We start from the raw sequence: 20,976 nt of genomic DNA on the forward strand, positions 1-20,976 counted from the left end.
ATGTAATAAAACAAGATTATTCTTTCCAATCACTTAAATTAAAGGTGTGTCAAGGACAAAAAAAAATAGATTGGAAGTGGATTTTATGAAAAAAATTGTTTTGGTAGTAGTAGGAGCATTGTCAATGATCAGTTTAGCAGCATGTGGATCCGGAACTTCAAAAAAAAATCCAGAAAAATCACAGAAAATCGAGCAGAAGCAAAAAAATAAATTCAGTACCGAACAATCGTCGCAGAAACCGATTCCAAGGAAACAGCCGCCTAAATTACAGCTACCTAAAACACAAGAATCAAATAAAGGTCAGGAGAAGGGGGAGGAATCAAAATCCAAAGAGTCACACGAAAAGAAATCACCGTGATAAATTTATTTTTCATCTATAGGTAATGGTTAAAGGAGTCCCGGTTCAAACAGGAGAACCAGGACTTCTTTAAGTAAAGGGATGCACTTGGTTATCACCATTCATAATTAACTGAGAGAATCCGCACACTAAGATAGAAAAATGGAGGATATGTGAAGATGCGAAAAGTAATTACATTAATAACTATGTCAGTAGGATTACTTTTATTTTCTGCTTGTTCTAAAAGCAACGAAAAACACCCGGCAGTAACGTTTAAAGGTGGTACGATAACACAGAAAGAAATCACTGATCAACTAAAAAAGATCAGAGGAGCGGATTCGGCTATTCAGCAGATGGTCATTGAACGAATATATGAAAATAAATATGGAAAGGAAATATCTAAGGAGGATATTAAAAAAGAGTTTGATAAAATCAAAGAACAAGCCGGAAAATCATTCGATTCTCAATTGGCAAAGTCTGGAAATACTGAAGCAGAATTACGGCAGAAAATAAAGCAACAGCTAGCCTTTAAAAAGGGCTTGGAATCCAAGGTAGAAGTAAATCAAGAGAAATTAAAAGATATATGGAAAACGTTCCATCCAGAAGTAGAGGTCCAGCAAATCAAATTAAAAGATGAAGAGGACGCAAAAAAAGTGAAACAAGCGTTAGAGGAGGGAGAAGATTTTTCGGAGTTAGTGAAGAAAAAAGCAAGCGATCAAAACTCAACTTCAACTGAAGGGAAAGTAAAATTTCATTCACATACAGCGTCTGTACCAGAAGAGATGAAAGAAGCAGCTTTCAAACTAAAAAATAACGAAATTTCTGATATTATTCCGGTGAAAAACAGTATGACAAAACAAACGAGCTACTATATAGTCAAAATGATACGAAACCAGAATAAAGGAGAGGATATGGAAAAATATACGAATGAGCTAAAACAAATTGTAATTGAAAAACAATTAGCTGATCAAAAATTTGTAAAGCAAGCCATAAGTCAAGAATTGAAAGCGGCAAATGTGAAGATTAAAGATGCGACGTTAAAAAGTATTATGGATTCATTGATTAATCAGGACAGTAAACAAGAGCAAAAAAAATAAGAACCTTCTAAAAATCAAGAAAGGAAAAATCAAGTCTCAAAGATTCTCGTCAACAGGAATCGCAAAAATAAATATTTCGACAAATAGAGAGAATAGCTAAAGAAGTCCCGGTTCAAGTTGGAGAACTAGGACTTTTTTATTAGTCAGGTACAAGTAGAATGATGTGAGAATGCTCCAATATTTATTACACCGACCTCTTCAATCTTAGGTAAATTTTAGAAATTTGGTCACAATAAAAAAGAAGTTCCTAGAGATAGAGGGGGATAGAGAAACATTGATTGAATCACCTGCTTTTTTGTTTTCCCATTTTTCTGGTAAGTATCTAGGCTTTTTTTACCTTAGATAGAAGTTATCTGAAATCAGGCATATCCGTATTTTTGAATTCCTTTGAGGGCTTTTTAGTTGCGCATGGTTGCGCTATATTAAACCGTGACGGCCATGGAAAACCTTTACATCGCGAGATTATACGACGGATTGCAAGTAAAATTGTTTTTTTTGTTGTATAATAAAAGAGACGGCTTAGGCTAGGGAAATAATTAGTGTAAAAAAAATCAAGAGGTGAACAGATTGGAAACTATCAAAATCATTCCTCTCGGTGGTGTACGTGAAAACGGCAAAAACATGTACATTGCTGAAGTTGGAGAGGATATATTTGTTCTGGATTGCGGTGTCCGCTATCCGGAAAATGAGTTATTAGGGATCGACACAGTCATTCCTGATTTCACATATTTAGAAGAAAATGCAGATCGTGTAGCAGGGGTCTTTTTGACCCACGGACATGCAGATGCTATTGGAGCGTTGCCATATTTCTTGGAGAACATTCCGGTTCCAGTATTTGGAACAGAGCTAACGATCGAATTGGCAAAATTGACTGTAGCAAAAAACGAAGCAACCAAGAAATTCAAAGATTTCCATATCATTGATGAACATTCAGAAATCGATTTTGGGCATGCAACTATCAGCTTTTTCCGAACTACCCATTCAATTCCTGATTCAGTGGGGATCAGCGTGAAAACCAGCGCTGGAAACATCGTCTATACAGGAGATTTCAAATTTGATCAAACGGCTATTCCGATGTATCAAACGGATTTCGGACGTTTGGCAGAGATCGGTAAAGAAGGCGTCTTAGCCTTGTTAAGTACCTCGACCAATGCAGAAAATCCAGCACCCATTGCTTCTGAATTAACGATTCAAGATGAAGTGTTTGATAACATTCGCTATTGGGAAGGCCGAATCATTGTGGCTAGTGTAGCCAGCAATCTGCAAAGGGTCCAACAAGTGCTAGATGCGGCCTACCGTTCTGGACGTAAGGTTGTCCTGACTGGTCAAGACTTTGGCCGGATCATTCGGACAGCGATGAAGCTAGGTAAATTAAAATTACCAGCAGAAGACTTATTGATCACACAAAAAGAAATGAAAAAGTACGCCAATGAGCAATTGCTTATTTTAGAAACTGGCCGGATGGGTGAACCGATCAAGGCGTTGCAAAAAATGGCGAATGGCACCCATCGGACGTTGCGGATTCAAGAAGGGGATCTTGTTTATATTACAACCACGCCTACCACAGCGATGGAAACAGTCGTTGCCAAAACGGAAGACATCATTTACCGAGCAGGTGGAACTGTCAAACAAATTTCAGATAATTTCCGGGTTTCCGGTCATGCGAATCCCAATGATTTGCAGCTGATGTTGAATTTGATGAAGCCAACGTACTTCCTGCCAATCCAAGGGGAATATCGTCAATTGGCCGCTCATGTGGATTTGGCGCATGAAGTGGGCATTCCATTGAAGAATATTTTTATTACCGCACGCGGGGATGTTTTAGAATATACAAAAGGCGAAATGCATTCCGCTGGTGCTGTACCAGCGGAAAATGTCATGATCGATGGAATCGGTGTGGGCGATATCGGTAATATTGTTTTACGGGATCGCAAAGTCTTATCTGAAGATGGTATTTTCGTTGCTGTAGTAACGATCAACCGTCGTGAAAAGAAAATTATCGCAGCACCGCAAATCACTTCTCGCGGCTTTGTCTATGTCAAAGCCAGCCGTGACTTGATTCGGGAAAGCGGCGAGATCGTTGCAGAGATCGTGGAAAAACATTTGCATGATGAAGAATTTGAATGGAGTAAATTGAAGCAAGACATTCGGGATCGCCTCAGTCGGTTCTTGTTCGAACAGACAAAACGCCGACCAGTGATTCTGCCTGTGATCATGGAATCCAGTCAAAGAAATCGTTCACGCAAATAAAGCCACCAGAAACTAGGACGCCTGCTACAAACGTCCTAGTTTTTACTTTGTCTGCTTTTCCTGTGCCAGCTTGTTCCTACAGGAACGGCCAGGAAAACAGTTTTAAGACAAAAGTAAGACTAGCTAGGCGTTTGGGGATGTGCTGAAAGTTATTTGTCACGAGGGGCAACAAGCGGAAGCGGCGAAAGGGCATAGAGTGTGTGAAAGAGGCCGTGCCGAGAATACTAGCTACATGTTCCTTGCCGAGAGTTCTAGTTGGTTTTTAGGGATGTGACAGTTCTTTCTGAATATAAACAATTCCACGGAGATACTCGTGTTAAAAGAAAATTGATTGGAACGAAAGGATGGTTTTGTGTGAAAAGTTATCAAGAAGATGCACTTGTTCAGCAGAGAAAATGGTGGATCTTGATTGCTGTTGCGATGTTCACGTTTATGTCCACATTAGATGGGAGCATTGTGAATATTGCGTTGCCGACGATCTCGACCAATATGGATGTGCCCATGAATCAAGCAGAGTGGGTCGTGTCGGTATATTTGATGGTGGTTTGTGCTTGTTTGCTGCTATTTGGTAAAATTGGCGATAGTTGGGGGAAAATCAAAGTATTTCGCCTAGGGATGCTGATTTTTACCGTTGGCTCTTTACTGTGTGGATTCAATCATTCGCTGGCTTTTTTGCTCTTTGCACGGGTGGTTCAAGCCATTGGGGCAAGTATGACCATGGCAACAAATACTGGGATCATTACGGAAGTCTTTCCGATTAGTGAGCGAGGTCGAGCGTTGGGAATGATTGGTGCTTTCGTTTCATTAGGTTCCATTGCCGGTCCGGGATTAGGTGGAATCATATTGTCTCATTTTTCATGGCCTTATATTTTTTGGATCAATGTTCCTGTCGGGATTCTGACAATGATCGCCGGTGAGAAAATTTTACCTAAAGACATCACCATGAGCCGCAACTCGATCGATAAAAGTGGATTTGGGTTATTTTCAGTGGCCATCTTGACCTTTTTTGGCGGGATTTTCATTGGTCAAGAGCAAGGCTTCTTGACGTGGCTGCCTTTAGTATTGATGTTCGTCGCAGTCATCGCATTTATTGCCTTTATTCAAGTTGAAAAACGGGTGGCGATGCCGCTAATTACTTTCAGTATTTTCCGTAATAAAATATTTACGTTAAGCTTGTTTACCGCGTTACTGATTTTTTCTGCCAATTTCTTTGTCAATGTCGTGATTCCATTTTATTTGCAAAATGCCCGTGGACTGACACCAAGTGTTGCCGGGATGCTGATGATGGTTTTCCCTCTAATGATGGTTATCGGCTCACCTATCAGCGGTTATTTGACAGACCAAGTCGGACCTGAGATCTTAGTGCTGATTGGATTGGCTTTACTATCAATTACGCAATTGATGTACATGTTTATGAATCAAAATACCCCAATTTGGTATTATGTGATTGCGACGGCGATCATGGGCTTAGGGAATTCATTGTTCCAATCGCCGAATAATACCATGGTCATGAGTAGTGTCACCAAAGAGAACTTAGGTGTGGCAGGCAGTCTAAACTCCTTTGCCCGTAATTTAGGGATGGTTCTAGGGATTGCGATGTCCACCACGATTTTGTATTCCGCGATGAGTAGTGCCTATGGGCAACATGTGACAACCTACATCAATGGCCGACCAGATATCTTCAATCATGGCATGAAAGTGACTTTCTTCGGTGCCTTTCTCTTATGTGCTGTAGCACTAGTGATGACCATCTGGCGGATCAAAAAACAAGGTGGTTTCCGGAAACATTCGCTATAAGCTATGACTCAAAAAACTGTTCTAGTTCTTTTTTCTAAGGACTAGGACAGTTTTTTTGTGTTTTCTTATCATGGAGCAGAATAACAGTGAGGATGAAATGAATTCTCAGAATTGATTGCTTGGCATTTTGTATTAGTCTGTTATAATAGAAAATATTAGTCTGTATTACTTGTGAATAAGAAAGGGGTAATTGTTATGAAGATCACTTTTCATGGACACGCTGTTCTTTCCATCGAATTGGAGGACGGCCAAAAATTGTTGTTTGACCCTTTTATAAATGGAAACGCTATGACCGATCTTGATGCAGAAACGGTTGATCCTGACTGGCTATTGATCACTCATGGGCATAGTGATCATGTAGGAGATATGGTGGCTATCGCCAAACGGACAGAAGCACCTATCATCAGTGTGGTGGAAGTTTGTCAGTACGCCGCAGGAAAAGGTGTGACGAAGACGCATGGAATGAATATCGGCGGCTCCTACACCTTTCCTTTCGGCAAAGTTTCCTTTGTCCAAGCCCATCATAGCTCTGGCCTTGAAGAAGACGGTGAGATGATCTATATGGGAAATCCGGCGGGAATCATTGTAGAAGCGGAAGGCAAAACGATTTATCATGCAGGTGATACCGCCCTCTTTGGTGATATGGCGCTGATAGGCGAACAATTTTCCATCGATGTGGCATTCTTGCCGATTGGTGACAATTTCACCATGGGACCGAAAGATGCCGCTGCTGCAGCACACTTGTTGCAAGCGAAAAAAGTTATACCTGTTCACTACAATACGTTTCCACTGATCAAACAAGACCCTAATGCCTTTGTCGCTTTGCTGCCAGGGGTAGGGGAAGTCTTGGCTGTCGGAGAATCGATTCATTGCTGAGGGCTTGTATGCGACAAATTTTACTAACTAGGAGAGAATTATGGCGACAAAACATGACTTGATTTTAGCGCATATCGAAAGCTTGCCGGTAGGCGATCGCATCTCTGTACGAGGCATCGCCAAAGATTTGAGCGTCAGTGAAGGAACCGCTTATCGAGCAATCAAAGATGCAGAAAACATCGGACTAGTTTCTACCATTCAACGGGTAGGAACGATCCGGATTGAACGAAAATTAAAAAAACATATTGAAAAATTGACCTTTGGGGAAGTCGTTCAAATCATTGAAGGCGATGTCCTAGGCGGGGCAGCGGGTCTGGATAAAGATTTGAATAAATTTGTCATTGGTGCGATGAAAGAATCGGCGATGGAGCGTTATATTACTCCCGGCTCACTGGTAATCGTAGGGAATCGAAATGAAGTTCATAAATTAGCCTTAGAAGATGGCGCCGCTGTCTTGATTACAGGTGGATTTAAGACATCAGAAGAAAACTGCCGGTTGGCCGATAGGCTTGAATTGCCGATCTTGCAGACCACTTATGATACCTTTACAGTCGCTACCATGATCAACCGGGCATTGAGTGATCAATTGATCAAAAAAGATATCATGCTGGTCAGCGATATCTATATGCCGTTGGAAAAAACGAAATATTTGCATACCTTTGATACAGTCAAAGATTACAAGCGTCTCTCAGAAGAAACCAATCATTCTCGCTATCCAGTGGTCAACAAGAATATGCGTGTGGTTGGGATCATTACGGCAAAAGATGTGTTGGAAAAACCAGATACTCAAATCATTGAACGAATTATGACTCGCGAACCACGGGTGGTAAAAAAAGAAATGAGCGTGGCTTCTGCCAGTCATCAAATGATTTGGGACGGTTTAGAAGTGATGCCGGTTGTAGCAGATGACTTGTCATTGATCGGGATCGTGACTCGTCAAGACATCATGAAAGCGATGCAGTTGGTTCAACGGCAGACCCAGATTTCGGATACCATCTCGGATCAAATTTCCGGACAGATCCAAATCATCGAACAAGATTATGAAGGCAATAAGCTGGCACAACCAAACTTTCGCTTTGCCGTCACTCCGCAAATGGTCAACGAGGTAGGAACGATTTCCTTTGGGGTACTGAGTGAAGTGATCGCCAATGCGGCCAAACGAACGATGCAAGTCAATCAACGACGAAACAGCTGGATCGAGCAAGTGAATCTGCATTATTTCCGTTTGATCCAATTAGAGAGTGAAATCATTATTCAGCCGAAAATTTTAGAACTAGGCCGCCGTTCCGCGAAGATCGATATTGAAGTTTATATCGAAAACTCGATGGTTGCCAAAGCCATCGTCGTTTGCCAAGTAATGGAACGCCCTTAAAGTAACTAGCAGCAATGAGGAATCAAGAGAGAAATACGTAGAAAATGGAGATAGGTAATGAACGTTCAAGAAAAAATAGTCGCAGCAATCAAGGAATATCAAACAATTATTATTCATCGTCACCAGCGGCCTGATCCCGATGCATTAGGTTCACAAGTTGGTTTGGCCGAAATTTTACGAGCGAGCTTTCCCGAAAAAACCATCTATCAGGTGGGGGGACCAGTTGAAGGATTAGAGTATTTAGCAGAGATGCAAGAGATTGAAGATGAGGTTTATCAAGAGGCATTGGTGATCGTAACAGATACCGCCAATTCACCACGAGTCAGTGACCAGCGGTATGCCACCGGTGCAAAATTGATCAAAATCGATCATCACCCCAATGATGAACCTTATGGCGATTTGGTCTGGGTCGATACAACCGCCAGCAGCTGCAGTGAAATGATCACGGCATTCTGGAAAATGTTTGCCGAAGAACTGACTATGTCGAAAGAAGCTGCTCGGCTGCTTTATGCCGGAATTGTAGGGGATACTGGTCGTTTCCTTTATCCAGCAACAACTTCCGCTACATTGCGATATGCTGCGGACTTACTAGACTATGGCTTTGATGCGCCAAAAATCAATCGCCAAATCGATCAGGTTTCCCGAGCAGTCGCTCGTCTTTCTGGCTATGTCTTTGAAAACATCGAAGTCGATTCACAAGGTGCCGGCAAGTTGATCCTAACAAATGAAATCCAACAGCGTTTTGGTGTGGTGGATTCAGAAACCTCTGCCATTGTGTCTTTACCAGGGAAAATTGAAGATGTCTTAGCATGGGCAATTTTTGTGGAGCAGCCAGAAGGCTATTATCGGGTGCGGATGCGTTCAAAAGGTCCAGTGATCAATGAAATCGCCAAACGTCATCACGGTGGGGGACACCCCCTTGCCAGTGGGGCGAATGCTGCAGATTTAGCAGAAGTGGCCGCTATCTATCAAGAAATCCAAGCAGCAGTCTCAGCGTTTAAAGAACAAGCATAGACGTTATTCGCCATGATCAGTGTTCTTTTGCAGAAGAAAAAACCAGCAGCGAGGAATCTTAGGACTTGCTATGGGAATGATCGGTGAGTTTTTGATTGTAGTAAATAACTGTAGTAAAAAAATTGCTCAAATAAAAAAAGCGTATGACTCGCGGGTCATACGCTTTTTTGCAAGTTGCAACAGGCGAGATCAGCCTCGCAAATCGTCTAAAAACTCGGTTTTGCCGGCTGTTTTTTCGTCTTTCATCTTGATGACTTTAGCCGGCGAGCCAGCCACTACCGCACCTGCTGGTACATCTTCTGTGACGACCGATCCGGCAGCAACCACAGCTCCTTCGCCCACACGAACGCCTTCAAGAACTACTGCATTGGCACCGATCAACACATGATCTTCGATAACCACTGGGCTAGCGGAAGGTGGCTCTAAGACACCTGCTAGAACGGCTCCAGCGCCGATATGGGCTTTTTTGCCGACCGTAGCTCGAGCGCCTAAGATTGCCCCCATATCGATCATAGTTTCTTCGCCGACGACGGCACCAATATTGATGACCGCTCCCATCATGATGACCGCGTTTTTCTCGATGATTGCTTGATCGCGAATGAAAGCCCCTGGTTCGATCCGGGCATCGACTGTTGTTAAGTCGAGCAATGGGATCGCCGAATTGCGACGGTCATTTTCTAAATAGAAATCAGTGATTTTCTCTTGATTGGTCGTTAGAAAATCAGCGACTTCTTGACTATCTCCAATAATAAAGTAAAAAGAGCCAGTGCCAAAAATTTTCAGTGTTTCAGAAGAGCAAGCAGAAAGGTCACCGTTTATATAGACCTTGACAGGTGTTTGCTTATTGGCTTCTTTGATATATTTTGCTAATTGATAAGGATCAGAAAATTGTAATTCAGTCATACGTTACCACCTTTATTTGTCGAGTAGATTTTCCATAGAGTACAGTCCAGCTGGTTGTTGCACAAGATATTCGGCAGCCTTCAACGCGCCGTTGGCAAAAATATCCCGAGATAATGCGGTGTGCTTCAATTCAATGATCTCATCTGCCCCGGCATAGATCACTGTGTGTTCGCCAGGAATCGTACCCCCACGAACCGCGTGAATGCCTAATTGCTTTCGATCATTGGTCAAGTCGTTGCCAGAACGGCCATAGAGGTATTCTTTTGGTTCCTGACAACTGTCGTTGATGCTGTCTGCGAGCAGTAATGCGGTGCCGCTTGGGGCATCGATTTTTTGATTGTGGTGCTTTTCAATGATCTCGATATCGAAATCTGCTTCCAAAGCTGGAGTGATGGTTTTTAGTGCTTTGATCAATACATTGACCCCTACAGACATATTCGCAGAATAAAAGACAGGAATCTGTTTTGCAGCAGCGACCATTTTTTCTTGTGTTGCTTGACTTAGTCCAGTTGTAGCCACAACGATAGGCAGTTGGTTGGCAACACAGAAATCAAGTAGGCCTGCCACATTGCTGTGGTGGGAAAAATCAATCACCAAGTCAACAGGTTCTTTGACTGCTTCTGGAGCAGAATAGACTGGAAAGCCGCTGTTGGATTCAGGGTGACGGTCTAATCCAGCACTGATCACAAATTCAGCGTGGGCCGCAATCATCTGTTGTAAAACTGTTCCCATGCGGCCATTGGCACCGCTCAATAAAATATGGTTCACTTGATTGCCTCCTTATAACAGCCCATAATCAGCCATTTCTTTTTTTAGACGGCTGACTGTTTCTTCCTCAGGGGGGCCTAGAGGTAACCGATAGTGTAAATCGCATTTTCCTAATAAGGAAACCGCCGCTTTGATAGGTACTGGATTGACTTCACTAAAAATCGCATCGATCAAAGGTTTTTGCCGTAACTGCTCCTGAATCGCTGCTTGAATATTTCCAGAAAGAAAATCTGCCACCAAAGTTGCTGTTTGTTTCGGGGCAATATTGCCCACTGTCGAAATCACGCCAGAACCGCCTAATGCCAAGATCGGTGTGACTTGGTCGTCATTTCCGGAATACAGAGAAAACTCCTCATCGACTAGCTGCGCGATCGCTGCAATTTGCGAGATGTCTCCGCTAGCTTCCTTGATTCCTTTGACATTGGGAATTTTTTTCAGTTCAGCAACCATGTCGTAAGTCAAGTTCATTCCTGTTCTTGATGCGACCGAATATAAGATGACCGGCAGTTCCACGCTTTGACAGATTGCCTTATAATGAGTAACCAAACTCTTTTTTGTTGCTTTATTGTAATAAGGGGTTACAACCAATAATGCGTCGGCACCAACACGCTGGGCCTCTTTAGAAAGATGGATTCCGTGTTGCGTGTTGTTTGAACCAGTGCCACCGATCACCGGAATGCGGCCTGCAGCCTGCTTGACAACCGCCTCGATAACAGCGATATGTTCTTCATCATTCAATGTTGATGCCTCACCGGTCGTTCCGCAAGCGATCAACGCATCGCTTCCTTGCTGAATGTGCCACTCAACCAGTGACTTCAGCTTATCGAAATCCACCGAACCATCATGAAACATCGGGGTGATCAGTGCAACGCCAGAACCTTTAAAAATCGTCAAATTACTCCACATCCTTTCAACCTTTTTACTTTCTCTATAATTGTACCAAAAATCAAAACATTTTGATTATTTATACTATAGATTATTCGAATTATATACTATAATATTATCCAATATCAATGAAAAGGTGGATATCTATCCATTTATGACCGCTAGTGACAATCAAACGAAAGAAAGGTGCCAATGAATGCAAATATCTCAAACTGTAACAAAATTAACGGAAGATGTGATTCGCTTTCGACGGGAATTACATAGGATACCAGAGTTAGGACTAGAAGAATTCAAAACAAAGGACTACTTACTTAAACAGCTGCAGTCTTTTGGAATCAAAGAGATTTATCTCGTTTTAGAGACTGGATTGATTGCTGTGTTTCGCAGTGAAAAACCAGGAAAGACGTTGGCCTTTCGCACAGATATCGATGCTTTGCCTATTAAAGAAGAAACCAATGTTCCATTTGCTTCGTACCATCCGGGTAAAATGCATGCCTGTGGTCATGATGGACATATGGCGACACTTTTGGGCTTTGCAAAATACTTGTCCCAACACCCGGAAGTTCTTCGCGGAACCATCGTTTTGATTTTTCAACCAGCGGAAGAAGGACCAGGTGGGGCACAGTTGATGATTGATGAAGGAATCTTAACCGATTTTGCCATTGATCAGATTGTCGGCCTGCATGTTTTCCCCGACTATCCAGAAGGGGTGATTGCTTGCCGCAAGGGACCAATGATGGCTCGAAATGGCGAGATCACGATTCGGATTCTCGGAGAAAGTGCCCATGGGGCCCAACCTCATCAAGGCAGTGATGCGATCTTAGCAGCAGCTGCCGTTATTCAAGGCCTTCATTCCATTGTTTCCCGCAATATCAGTCCACTGTCTTCGGCGGTGATTACATTCGGCAAGATTCACGGAGGAGATGCCGAAAATATTATTCCCGGAGAAGTCGTGTTGCATGGAACGATGCGGGCTTTTGAAGATGAGGTCTATGAGACATTGACGCAACGAGTGAAACTAGCGGCAGAAGAAATCGCTAAAGGCTATGGCTGCTCGGCAGAAGTGACTTTTGAGCACTTGTATCGAGTGGTAGACAATGATCCAGACATGGTGGATGCTGTTCGAGAGGTTGCTGGTGACAGTTATATCGAAACACCGCCCTATATGTTGGCAGAAGATTTCTCCATGTACCAAAAAGAAATTCCCGGCGTCTTTTTCTTTGTCGGCACTCGGAATGAAGAAAAAGGCTATACCTATCCGTTACACAGCAATAAAATGAATTTTGATGAAACCGTGTTACTAGGAGGCATTGAATGCTACCTGCAATTGATCGAAAGATTGAATAACGATCAGACACCAAGAGAGGGGCACTAGGATGATCAAAGAGATTAAAGACAATCACTTGTTTTGGGATGGCTGCGATACAGTGGCATTAGCAAAAGAGTTTGGCACACCGCTGTATGTTTTCTCGGTGACTGAGATTCGCACTCAATGTCAGGCCCTGCGAGAAGAATTTCTGTCTCGTTATGAAAATACCCGCGCTGCTTATGCTTCGAAAGCCTTCAATACATTAGCCATGCTACGTCTGATCCATGAGGAAGGGTTGTCTTTGGATGTCGTTAGTGGCGGTGAACTTTACACAGCGATCCAAGCAGGATTTCCTGCGGAACAGATCGAATTTAATGGCAACAATAAATCGATCGAGGAGTTGGCGATGGCCATTGATTATGGTGTCGGGCGAATCATTGTCGATGGCAGTCAGGAAATCGGGTTGATTCGAGGTCTGTGTCAGGAGAAACAACGAACAGCAAACGTGATGTTCCGTATCACACCGGAAGTGAATGTCCAGACCCATGCCTTTATTTCAACTGGTCAAAAAGATTCAAAATTTGGGATTCCCTTGAATGAAGAGATATTATTTCCTTTGATCAAAGAAGTGATCGAAGCGCCGGAAATCGATTTTTATGGGTTGCATTTCCATATTGGCAGTCAGCTATCTGACAATCGTTCCCATCTTGCTGCGACAGAAGCTGCACTAGCGCTGATTTTGGAAATCCATCACCGATTTGACTATACCGTCAGAGAATTGAATGTTGGCGGCGGTTTTGGTGTCCGCTATACAGAAAACGATATTCGTCAACCCTATGCTTACTTTTTGGACCCAGTGATGGCGACGATCGAGACCTTTTGCCAAGAACATCAGCTCCTGCGTCCAACTGTGGTGATCGAGCCTGGACGCAGTATCGTAGCAGAGGCGGGCATCAGTCTGCATACCATCGGGACGATCAAGACATTGCCGCAGATTCGGACCTATGCCAGTATTGACGGGGGCATGACCGACAATATTCGTCCCGGTCTTTATCAAGCTGAATATACGGGGATCCTAGCCAATCGGGCAGCAGAAGCAGCTGTCGAACCCGTCACAATCTCTGGAAAGGCCTGCGAAAGTACCGATATTTTAGTCAAAGATTTGCAGCTGCCAAAGGTACAGACAGGAGATCTCTTTGCCACATTTGCAACGGGAGCTTATGGGTATTCAATGGCCAGCAATTATAACAAACTGGCGATTCCAGCCGTGGTTTTTGTTGAAAAAGGTCACGCAGAATTAGTGGTTGAACGTCAGACTTATCAGCAGTTGATTCAAAATGAACGTATCCCGTCATTTTTGGCGAAGGAATAAAACAGGCAGGTGAAATCATGGAAATCTTTTACACCAAAATGCAAGGTGCCGGCAACGATTTTATCGTAATCGATAATCGAAGGTACGCTTTTTCTTCAGAACAGCTATCTAAACTAGCCAAACAAGTCTGCCAGCGGAAATTTTCAATTGGCGCAGATGCCGTGATGGCAGTGGATCATCCAGAAAAAACCGGCGATTTCCGGATGCGGTTTTATAATGCCGATGGCACCGAAGCGGAAATGTGCGGCAATGGTGCCCGCTGTATTGCTCGCTACGCCTATGAAAATAAGATTGCTTCAGCAGCAATGGTGATCGAAACGGTGGCAGGGCCAGTTCCTGCTTGGCGCATGAATCAGCAACAATACAAAGTGACGTTAAATCCTCCTACCGTTGCGAAATTTGATCAATCTTTTGCTGATGCCAAGGCACCTTTTCTCGATTATATCGAATTAGGTGATCCGGGAATCCCCCATGCGGTGGTGAAGTATCCCGGACTGCAAGACACATCCTTAGATACATTGACGGAGCTAGCGCAACGGATCCGCTATTGGTCCGCATTCCCTAAAGGCGCCAATGTCAATTTTTACGATGTCGATTCAGCAGGAGAGCTTATTGTCCGCACCTATGAGCGAGGTGTTGAAGGCTTTACCTATGCTTGTGGAACTGGCTCCGGCGCAACCGCTTATGTAGTGGCGCAACGAAGAAAACAGCCTGAGGCAAATCTGGTGCTGCAAGTTTTAGGTGGAGAGCTGCAAGTAGAAGTTGCATCAGAAGAGCTTCAATTGATTGGGGATGCGATTTTGGTTTCTGAAGGACGTATCTTAGACGAAAACCTCCATCTGTAGTGAACCAGCAGCAAACAAGAGCAACCGAATAAAAACGGACGCCTGTTCATTGCGTACAAACAAGTTGTCAAAAAAACCAATGGATAACTAATCAAGCAAAAGCAAGCGACAGCAGATCAAGCCTTGTCGCTTGTTTTTTTGCGTAAGCTGTTGCAGGATCGCAGGAAATTTTGTATTCTACAGATATGTTTGTTTTTTCACGATAGGATCCTTTCATTGAAAAAAAACAGAATAAATTACTATGAGGAGTAAAAAATTATGTCTCAAATACCAAATTGTCCTGTGTGCCAATCTGCCTATGCGTATGAGGATCGCGGCTTATTTGTCTGCCCTGAATGTGGCAATGAGTGGCAAGAAACAGAAGAGAGCGGCACTGACGCGGCTGTCGTCAAAGATGCGAATGGAAATATTCTCCAAGACGGCGATGCTGTGACAGTCATCAAAGATTTGAAAGTCAAAGGCGCCTCTGGGGCTATCAAACAAGGAACGAAAGTCAAAAATATCCGGCTTGTAGAAGGCGATCACAACATCGATTGCAAGGTGGATGGCTTTGGTCCGATGAAATTAAAATCAGAATTTGTAAAAAAACTTTAAAAAAAACAACTTCCGTTCTTCTTCATAATATTTTTAACCGATTAATGGTAAAATAAGGTCAAAGACGAAAGGGAGGGATTTCATCGTGTATGGAATCGGTGGCTACGGTTTTGGTTGGTTCTATGATCCAACATTCATTTTAGTCATTATCGGGATGGTCATCTCGATGGCGGCTTCGGCATACGTTAAAAGTACTTTTAGCAAGTATGACAAAATAAGCAGCAGCAACAACATTACGGGAACCAAAGCGGCACAATATATTTTGGAAAGCCAAGGAATCAATAATGTCGGTGTCCAAGCAATTGCAGGAGATTTGACCGATAATTACAATTCCGGCAACAAAATGTTGAGTTTATCACAAGCAACCGCACAATCAACTTCTGTGGCAGCTATTGGTGTCGCAGCCCATGAATGTGGCCATGCTGTACAAGATGCCAAAGGCTATCTACCGTTACGTATCCGCCATGCGATCGTACCAATAGCCAACATTGGCTCTGCGGTTTCGATCCCATTGATTTTGATTGGCGTTCTTCTAAGAGGTTCTTTCTTGATCAATCTTGGTATCTTGGCGTTCTCATTGGCATTTATTTTTCAATTGGTGACTTTGCCAGTCGAATTTGATGCCTCAAGACGAGCGTTACAGATTTTAGCCGATGGCGGTCTCTTGACGGAAGAAGAAGTACCACAAGCTCGTAAAGTATTGTTTGCCGCAGCACTGACCTATGTCGCTGCCGCAGTAGCAACATTGTTGCAGTTACTACGTTTGATCATCTTATTCGGTAATAACAACCGCCGTGACTAACAAAAAGCAGGAAACTTGAGAACCCTCAAGTTTCCTTTTTTTTTGAATTCTCGTTATAATAAAAACAAAGAGGTGGGAAATAGATGAAAAAAGAAACGTGGCTGCGGTCACTTTTTGCATTGATCGGGGTAGCTGTTCTAGCTTTTGGCGCATCCTTGCTTCGTATAGGAGGAGTCGGATTGGACCCTTACACTGCTGCCAATATTGGCACAGGTGAGCGCTTGGGTCTTTCGTTAGGCGTCTATCAATTATTGATCAATCTTGTATTATTGATTTTGGTTTTCTTTTTTGGCCGTCGACATATTGGGATCGGCACAGTGATCAATATGGTTTTGACGGGCTTTTTTATTGATTTTTATACGAAAATCTTCGAGTTGCTGGGAATCTCGCCAACGGGGTGGCTGCAAATGGGTCTCTTTTTGGTTATTGGTATTCTCTTCTTTACCTTTGGTGCCTCCTTTTATATGTCCGCCAATGTGGGAAGTGCGCCCTATGATGCCATCGCACCGACGATTGTCGATCAGACGAAAGCCAATTATCGGGTTGTCAGAGTAATTCAGGATGTCGCATTTGCTACATTGGGCTGGATCACAGGAGGACCCATCGGCGTGGGCACGTTTATCAGCGCGTTTCTAGTTGGACCACTGATCAAATTCTGGGATGAATATGTCTCCGTGCCAATCATTGAAAAGACCATCAAGAAAGCTTTATTTAAATGACGACAGGCTTAATGTTAGCCAACACACCGGCAATAAACAAAGTGGAAATCTTGTCTTTACGTCAAAGGTACATGCAATAACGAGAAGAAGTCCATTAGCGGTGAAAACAGCAAAAATATCGTGAACGGATGACGGTAATCAGAAGGATCCCTACCTCATGAAAAGTAATGCAGTGCTAGTCATGGCAATGAAATAGAAGTCTTGAGGATTGCCGAGAGGGACGAGCGGCATTGTTGGTGGCTTTCGTAAGTTCTGCCGTAGTTCTTGTTTTGGGAAATGATTTTTCTCTGTGGCATTTTGCCACAGTTTTTTTTTGTAAAATCGGGCAACGCTACTTGCACAATCCCTAAGCACTCGCTATGATAAGAGAGCTTAGGAGGGATCAGTGTGAAATTACCAGCAGCGTTTATTACAAAATATCAGCAGTTACTAGGTGTCGAAGCAGAGGCCTTTTTCACTGCTTTAGAAAACGGACACCCAGTAAAAGGGTTCCGATTGAATCCATTGAAGCCTCAGGCAGAATGGATGTTGGAAAAGTTTGGACCGGATAAGACTCCGGCACCCTACGCCACAAATGCCTTTATTGGCGAAGTCAAAGGAAAGTCACTGCTTCATCAAGCAGGTTATGTTTACAGTCAAGAACCAAGTGCGATGATCGTTGCTACCATCGCAGATGCACAACCAGGAGAAAAAGTGCTGGATCTCTGTGCAGCGCCTGGAGGGAAGACCACCCAATTAGCAAGTCAGATGCAAGGCAAAGGTTTATTGGTTTCCAATGAGATTTTTACCAAACGCGCAAAAATCTTATCGGAAAACGTTGAACGATGGGGGACCAGTCATGTGGTGGTGACGAACCATGCGCCGCAAGAACTGGCGCCGCACTTTCCACATTTTTTTGACAAAATCGTAGTCGATGCCCCTTGCTCAGGAGAAGGAATGTTCCGCAAAGATCCTGTGGCCATTGCAGAATGGCAAGTGGATTCGCCGTTGCATTGTGCCCAGCGCCAAAAGGAAATTCTAGCAGAAGCGGTTGCGATGTTAAAGCCTGGCGGACAGTTGATTTACTCTACTTGCACGTTTGCACCAGAAGAAAATGAAGCCATCATTGAATGGTTAGTGACGACCTATCCTTTTTCCATTGAACCGATTGAAGTGGCAAATGTGTCTCATGGTCGCCGGGAGTGGTCCACTATTCCGGAAATTGAAAAGCCAGTTCGGCTATGGCCGCACAAAAATCAAGGAGAAGGCCATTTTGCCGCAAAGCTGACCTACCATGGAACGGAGACTGCAAAGCCAAAGAAAGCGAAAAAAGCTAAAAAAGCTGGGCTTGATTCTGTCACCCGCTCACTCTGGCAAGCTTTCCAAGAAGACTATCCATTTTTAAAAGAACGGACTGCCGATATTCAGCTTTTTGGCGACAATCTATGGTTAGTTCCTAACGAATTGCCATCACTAAAAGGGATTCGCGTGTTGCGTCCGGGGCTTCACGTTGGGACTGTGAAAAAAAATCGGATCGAACCGAGCTTTGCATTGGCTATGGCAATCCAAGAAAATGATGCAGCACCGTTTTTGTCGATTGATTTTTCACAATGGCAGAAATATGTGGCTGGTGAAACAATTACGGTACCTGGAAACAAAGGTTGGGTTATCTTAAAGGTAGCAGAGGTTCCAGTTGGCTTTGGCAAACAAGTACAAGGTGTGGTGAAAAACTTCTTTCCGAAAGGATTGCGGTTTATTCCGGAATAAACGAAATAGTATTTTTATTTGATCGGTCGTGCTATCATAGAAGTAGCAAATAAAGGGAGCTGATCGATATGAAAACATCAACAAAAGTAACGATTGGATTAAGTATTGCGGCAATTGCTGGCATCTCAACAGCAGTCGTTGTCTCAGACAAAGTCGTGAATAAAGTACGCTTCGCTTGCAACCGTCACAAAGTGAAAAAGTTTGTTGACGACAAATTTAATGGCAACGAAAAATTACTAGGTGTCGTCGATGATTTGACGGATCAAGATTTAGATGCGTTGCTAGGCGTCATGAAGAAAGTCAAAGACAGCCGTCATAAAGTCTCGGTTTATGGAGATAACGTCAAAGATGCAACAGAGAATGTCAAAGACAAATTGACTAGCTTTATTGATGCAGTCTTTTAAGCCAGTATCTCCTTTGATAGAAGGATGTTAGAAGCGGCCAGAAGATAGTTGAAAGAACCTGCCAGTGGTTGTCCTGCCATAGCAGCTGTTTGACTAGGCTTCACTTGGCGCTTCTTTTTTTGTTCAGATAAAAGAATAAGCATTGGGAGCAATAGCAATAAAACAAGAGCTATTACTGAATGACTGCGCCAAGAAGTTGCCGATACTTTTTTATCGAGACAGTGTCAGTATCTGAATTTATCCCAATGGAATTGAAAGGAATCATTTTGAAGAAAGAAAGTACCCTTACACAAAGTGAAAAAGAATATTTTATGCGTGAAGCACTGAAAGAAGCGCAAAAAGCAGAAGCAATCGCCGAGGTCCCCATTGGAGCGGTCGTTGTTTTAGATGGGCAAATTATTGGTCGAGGCCACAACTTGCGGGAAAAACAGCAAGAGGCCACAGCGCATGCCGAAATGTTTGCCATCCAGCAAGCCTGCCAAGCCATCGACAGCTGGCGCTTGGAACAAGCGCAGTTATTTGTTACATTGGAACCTTGTCCTATGTGCAGCGGTGCAATGATGTTGGCTCGCGTCGAAGAAGTTTACTTTGGTGCCTATGATCCCAAAGGCGGTGCCGCGGGTTCCTTGCTGAATCTGTTGGAAGATGAGCGTTTCAACCATTGGTCCTATGTCGAAGGCGGGATCTTAGAAGAAGCGTGCGGACAATTGCTGAAAGATTTTTTTCGAGCATTGCGCCAAAAGAAAAAACAAAAAAAGTCTGGTAATCTATAGAAAAATACGTTATACTAAGTTTTGCCGAAAGGCTAGGACAATGGAGGTCTTGTGAAGCGTGTCAGATCCGGAAGGAAGCAGCACTAAGCAGGAGTCTCCATGTGTCTGATTGAATCCCTATTAGGTAGCCTGTTGAAAGACCTATTTTGAATAGATAACAGGTCAAGGGGCAAAAAAGGGGCAGAATTGAAAATTTAATAATTTAAACCATAACCTAGTGATTAGAATCCTAGGTTATTTAATTTTTCTACAATATCGGTTTTTTGTTTTTCAGTTACATGAGTATAAATTTTCAGTGTAGTTTTTTCATCGTCATGGCCTACTCTTTGCATTATAGCTTTTATGGGTATGTTCAATTCAGATAATAAAGAAATGTGGCTATGCCTAAAAATGTGAGAATGCAGCTTTTTGTTTATTTTTTTATCCCCAAGCTTCTCATTATTATAATCTAGAGCGGCATTGAATGTATTCACTTGGATTGGTAATCCCGTTTTGCCTATAAAAATGTAGCTGTCGTTATCATAATGATTATACTTCAGCTTGTTTTCTAAAATAACTTCATCCAAAATTTCAATAACTCGATTAGATATTCCTATTGTTCTATACGAGGCGTCTGTCTTAGGTAATTCTTTTGTTGCGTTTTTATAGCCTTTTGAATAGTCTAACGTACCGTGAATGTCTAGTAACTTTTCTTCCTTCCTATAATTTTTCACTTGCAGACTTATCGCTTCACCGATTCTTACTCCTGTTAAATACATAAATTCTACGAGCATTCCCATTCGTTTAGATTGATGAGAAGAATAGTAGGCAGATAATAAACGATCCACTTCTTCCTTTTCAAGGAACAGATCTTGTACCTTAGAAAATGTCTCAAGAGTTTTAGGCGGTTTAGGTATCGTAACCTTGTGCAATGGATTATCTTTTAAATACTGCATGTTTACTGCGTAATCGAAAGCCATGTTCAGGACTGACTTGTATTTTGATTTTTGAATGTGTGAGAAGGTCAGTGAGTTGATAAATTTTTGAAAAAATTGACTATCTGTATTTTTTATTTTTGCTTTCAAATTAAGATTATCGTTCTTCTTAAAAGATTTCATAATGTTAGTATAGTTG

The 20,976-nt window shown here is 42.8% G+C and carries 20 protein-coding genes and 1 other RNA gene; 17 read left to right on the forward strand and 4 right to left on the reverse strand.

What is annotated here, in order from left to right:
* The first annotated feature begins 85 nt into the window (after positions 1 to 85).
* The 7 genes from Q0A12_RS09500 to Q0A12_RS09530 all read left to right on the forward strand — a co-directional run bounded on the left by Q0A12_RS09500 (position 86) and on the right by Q0A12_RS09530 (position 8,743).
* The gene (locus Q0A12_RS09500) at positions 86 to 358 is read left to right on the forward strand and encodes a hypothetical protein (RefSeq protein WP_291292411.1); all 273 of its coding nucleotides are present in this window, start codon (positions 86 to 88) and stop codon (positions 356 to 358) included.
* 158 nt (positions 359 to 516) lie between these two features.
* Positions 517 to 1,434, forward strand: coding sequence for a peptidyl-prolyl cis-trans isomerase (locus Q0A12_RS09505; RefSeq protein ID WP_291292412.1), 918 nt, complete (start codon positions 517 to 519; stop codon positions 1,432 to 1,434).
* A gap of 567 nt (positions 1,435 to 2,001) precedes the next feature.
* The gene (locus Q0A12_RS09510) at positions 2,002 to 3,684 is read left to right on the forward strand and encodes a ribonuclease J (protein WP_291292413.1); all 1,683 of its coding nucleotides are present in this window, start codon (positions 2,002 to 2,004) and stop codon (positions 3,682 to 3,684) included.
* Between the two features lie 354 nt (positions 3,685 to 4,038).
* On the forward strand, positions 4,039 to 5,481 hold the full coding sequence (locus Q0A12_RS09515; protein ID WP_291292414.1) for an MFS transporter: 1,443 nt from the start codon (positions 4,039 to 4,041) through the stop codon (positions 5,479 to 5,481).
* Positions 5,482 to 5,676: 195 nt separating this feature from the next.
* On the forward strand, positions 5,677 to 6,357 hold the full coding sequence (locus tag Q0A12_RS09520) for a metal-dependent hydrolase (RefSeq protein WP_291292415.1): 681 nt from the start codon (positions 5,677 to 5,679) through the stop codon (positions 6,355 to 6,357).
* A 40-nt stretch (positions 6,358 to 6,397) separates the two neighbouring features.
* Positions 6,398 to 7,729: a DRTGG domain-containing protein gene (locus tag Q0A12_RS09525; RefSeq protein WP_291292416.1), complete on the forward strand. Its 1,332-nt coding sequence runs from the start codon at positions 6,398 to 6,400 to the stop codon at positions 7,727 to 7,729.
* A gap of 57 nt (positions 7,730 to 7,786) precedes the next feature.
* Positions 7,787 to 8,743 carry a bifunctional oligoribonuclease/PAP phosphatase NrnA gene (locus Q0A12_RS09530; protein ID WP_291292417.1) on the forward strand — a complete coding sequence of 319 codons (957 nt, stop codon included), beginning with the start codon at positions 7,787 to 7,789 and terminating at the stop codon, positions 8,741 to 8,743.
* Positions 8,744 to 8,932: 189 nt separating this feature from the next.
* Here Q0A12_RS09530 and dapD read toward each other — a convergent pair whose 3' ends face one another.
* From dapD to dapA, 3 genes are read right to left on the reverse strand one after another with little or no spacing between them, the layout of a single operon-like run.
* Complete coding sequence (dapD, locus tag Q0A12_RS09535; RefSeq protein ID WP_291292418.1) at positions 8,933 to 9,646, reverse strand: 2,3,4,5-tetrahydropyridine-2,6-dicarboxylate N-acetyltransferase; 714 nt, start codon at positions 9,644 to 9,646, stop codon at positions 8,933 to 8,935.
* A gap of 12 nt (positions 9,647 to 9,658) precedes the next feature.
* Positions 9,659 to 10,414: a 4-hydroxy-tetrahydrodipicolinate reductase gene (dapB, locus tag Q0A12_RS09540; RefSeq protein ID WP_291292419.1), complete on the reverse strand. Its 756-nt coding sequence runs from the start codon at positions 10,412 to 10,414 to the stop codon at positions 9,659 to 9,661.
* 12 nt (positions 10,415 to 10,426) lie between these two features.
* Positions 10,427 to 11,308, reverse strand: coding sequence for a 4-hydroxy-tetrahydrodipicolinate synthase (gene dapA / locus Q0A12_RS09545; protein WP_291292420.1), 882 nt, complete (start codon positions 11,306 to 11,308; stop codon positions 10,427 to 10,429).
* A 187-nt stretch (positions 11,309 to 11,495) separates the two neighbouring features.
* On the opposite strand from dapA, the gene Q0A12_RS09550 reads away from it, so the two are divergent.
* The 10 genes from Q0A12_RS09550 (at position 11,496) to ffs (ending at position 19,986) form a co-directional block, all read left to right on the forward strand.
* A complete protein-coding gene (locus Q0A12_RS09550) occupies positions 11,496 to 12,674 on the forward strand; it encodes a M20 family metallopeptidase (protein WP_291292421.1) in 1,179 nt (392 codons plus the stop codon).
* 1 nt (position 12,675) lies between these two features.
* Positions 12,676 to 13,980 (forward strand): diaminopimelate decarboxylase, encoded by a 1,305-nt coding sequence (lysA, locus tag Q0A12_RS09555; RefSeq protein ID WP_291292422.1) that lies wholly within the window; start codon positions 12,676 to 12,678, stop codon positions 13,978 to 13,980.
* 17 nt (positions 13,981 to 13,997) lie between these two features.
* Entirely contained in the window at positions 13,998 to 14,825 is an 828-nt protein-coding gene (dapF, locus tag Q0A12_RS09560; protein WP_291292423.1) for a diaminopimelate epimerase, read from the forward strand.
* Positions 14,826 to 15,083: 258 nt separating this feature from the next.
* Positions 15,084 to 15,419, forward strand: a complete 336-nt coding sequence (locus tag Q0A12_RS09565) for a zinc ribbon domain-containing protein YjdM (RefSeq protein WP_291292424.1) — start codon at positions 15,084 to 15,086, stop codon at positions 15,417 to 15,419.
* Between the two features lie 85 nt (positions 15,420 to 15,504).
* Positions 15,505 to 16,221, forward strand: coding sequence for a zinc metallopeptidase (locus Q0A12_RS09570; RefSeq protein ID WP_291292425.1), 717 nt, complete (start codon positions 15,505 to 15,507; stop codon positions 16,219 to 16,221).
* 83 nt (positions 16,222 to 16,304) lie between these two features.
* Positions 16,305 to 16,940 (forward strand): hypothetical protein, encoded by a 636-nt coding sequence (locus tag Q0A12_RS09575; protein ID WP_291292426.1) that lies wholly within the window; start codon positions 16,305 to 16,307, stop codon positions 16,938 to 16,940.
* Positions 16,941 to 17,327: 387 nt separating this feature from the next.
* The gene (locus tag Q0A12_RS09580; protein ID WP_291292427.1) at positions 17,328 to 18,686 is read left to right on the forward strand and encodes an RsmB/NOP family class I SAM-dependent RNA methyltransferase; all 1,359 of its coding nucleotides are present in this window, start codon (positions 17,328 to 17,330) and stop codon (positions 18,684 to 18,686) included.
* A 68-nt stretch (positions 18,687 to 18,754) separates the two neighbouring features.
* Positions 18,755 to 19,090 carry a hypothetical protein gene (locus Q0A12_RS09585; RefSeq protein ID WP_291292428.1) on the forward strand — a complete coding sequence of 112 codons (336 nt, stop codon included), beginning with the start codon at positions 18,755 to 18,757 and terminating at the stop codon, positions 19,088 to 19,090.
* 266 nt (positions 19,091 to 19,356) lie between these two features.
* The gene (tadA, locus tag Q0A12_RS09590; protein WP_291292430.1) at positions 19,357 to 19,863 is read left to right on the forward strand and encodes a tRNA adenosine(34) deaminase TadA; all 507 of its coding nucleotides are present in this window, start codon (positions 19,357 to 19,359) and stop codon (positions 19,861 to 19,863) included.
* A 27-nt stretch (positions 19,864 to 19,890) separates the two neighbouring features.
* An RNA gene (ffs, locus tag Q0A12_RS09595) (signal recognition particle sRNA small type) lies at positions 19,891 to 19,986 on the forward strand.
* Positions 19,987 to 20,084: 98 nt separating this feature from the next.
* On the opposite strand, the gene Q0A12_RS09600 is transcribed toward ffs, so the two are convergent.
* A partial coding sequence (locus tag Q0A12_RS09600; RefSeq protein ID WP_291292429.1) for a site-specific integrase occupies positions 20,085 to 20,976 on the reverse strand: 892 nt, incomplete at its 5' end.

The sequence above is a fragment of the Enterococcus sp. genome (assembly GCF_022711995.1).
Taxonomy (GTDB): domain Bacteria; phylum Bacillota; class Bacilli; order Lactobacillales; family Enterococcaceae; genus Enterococcus_D.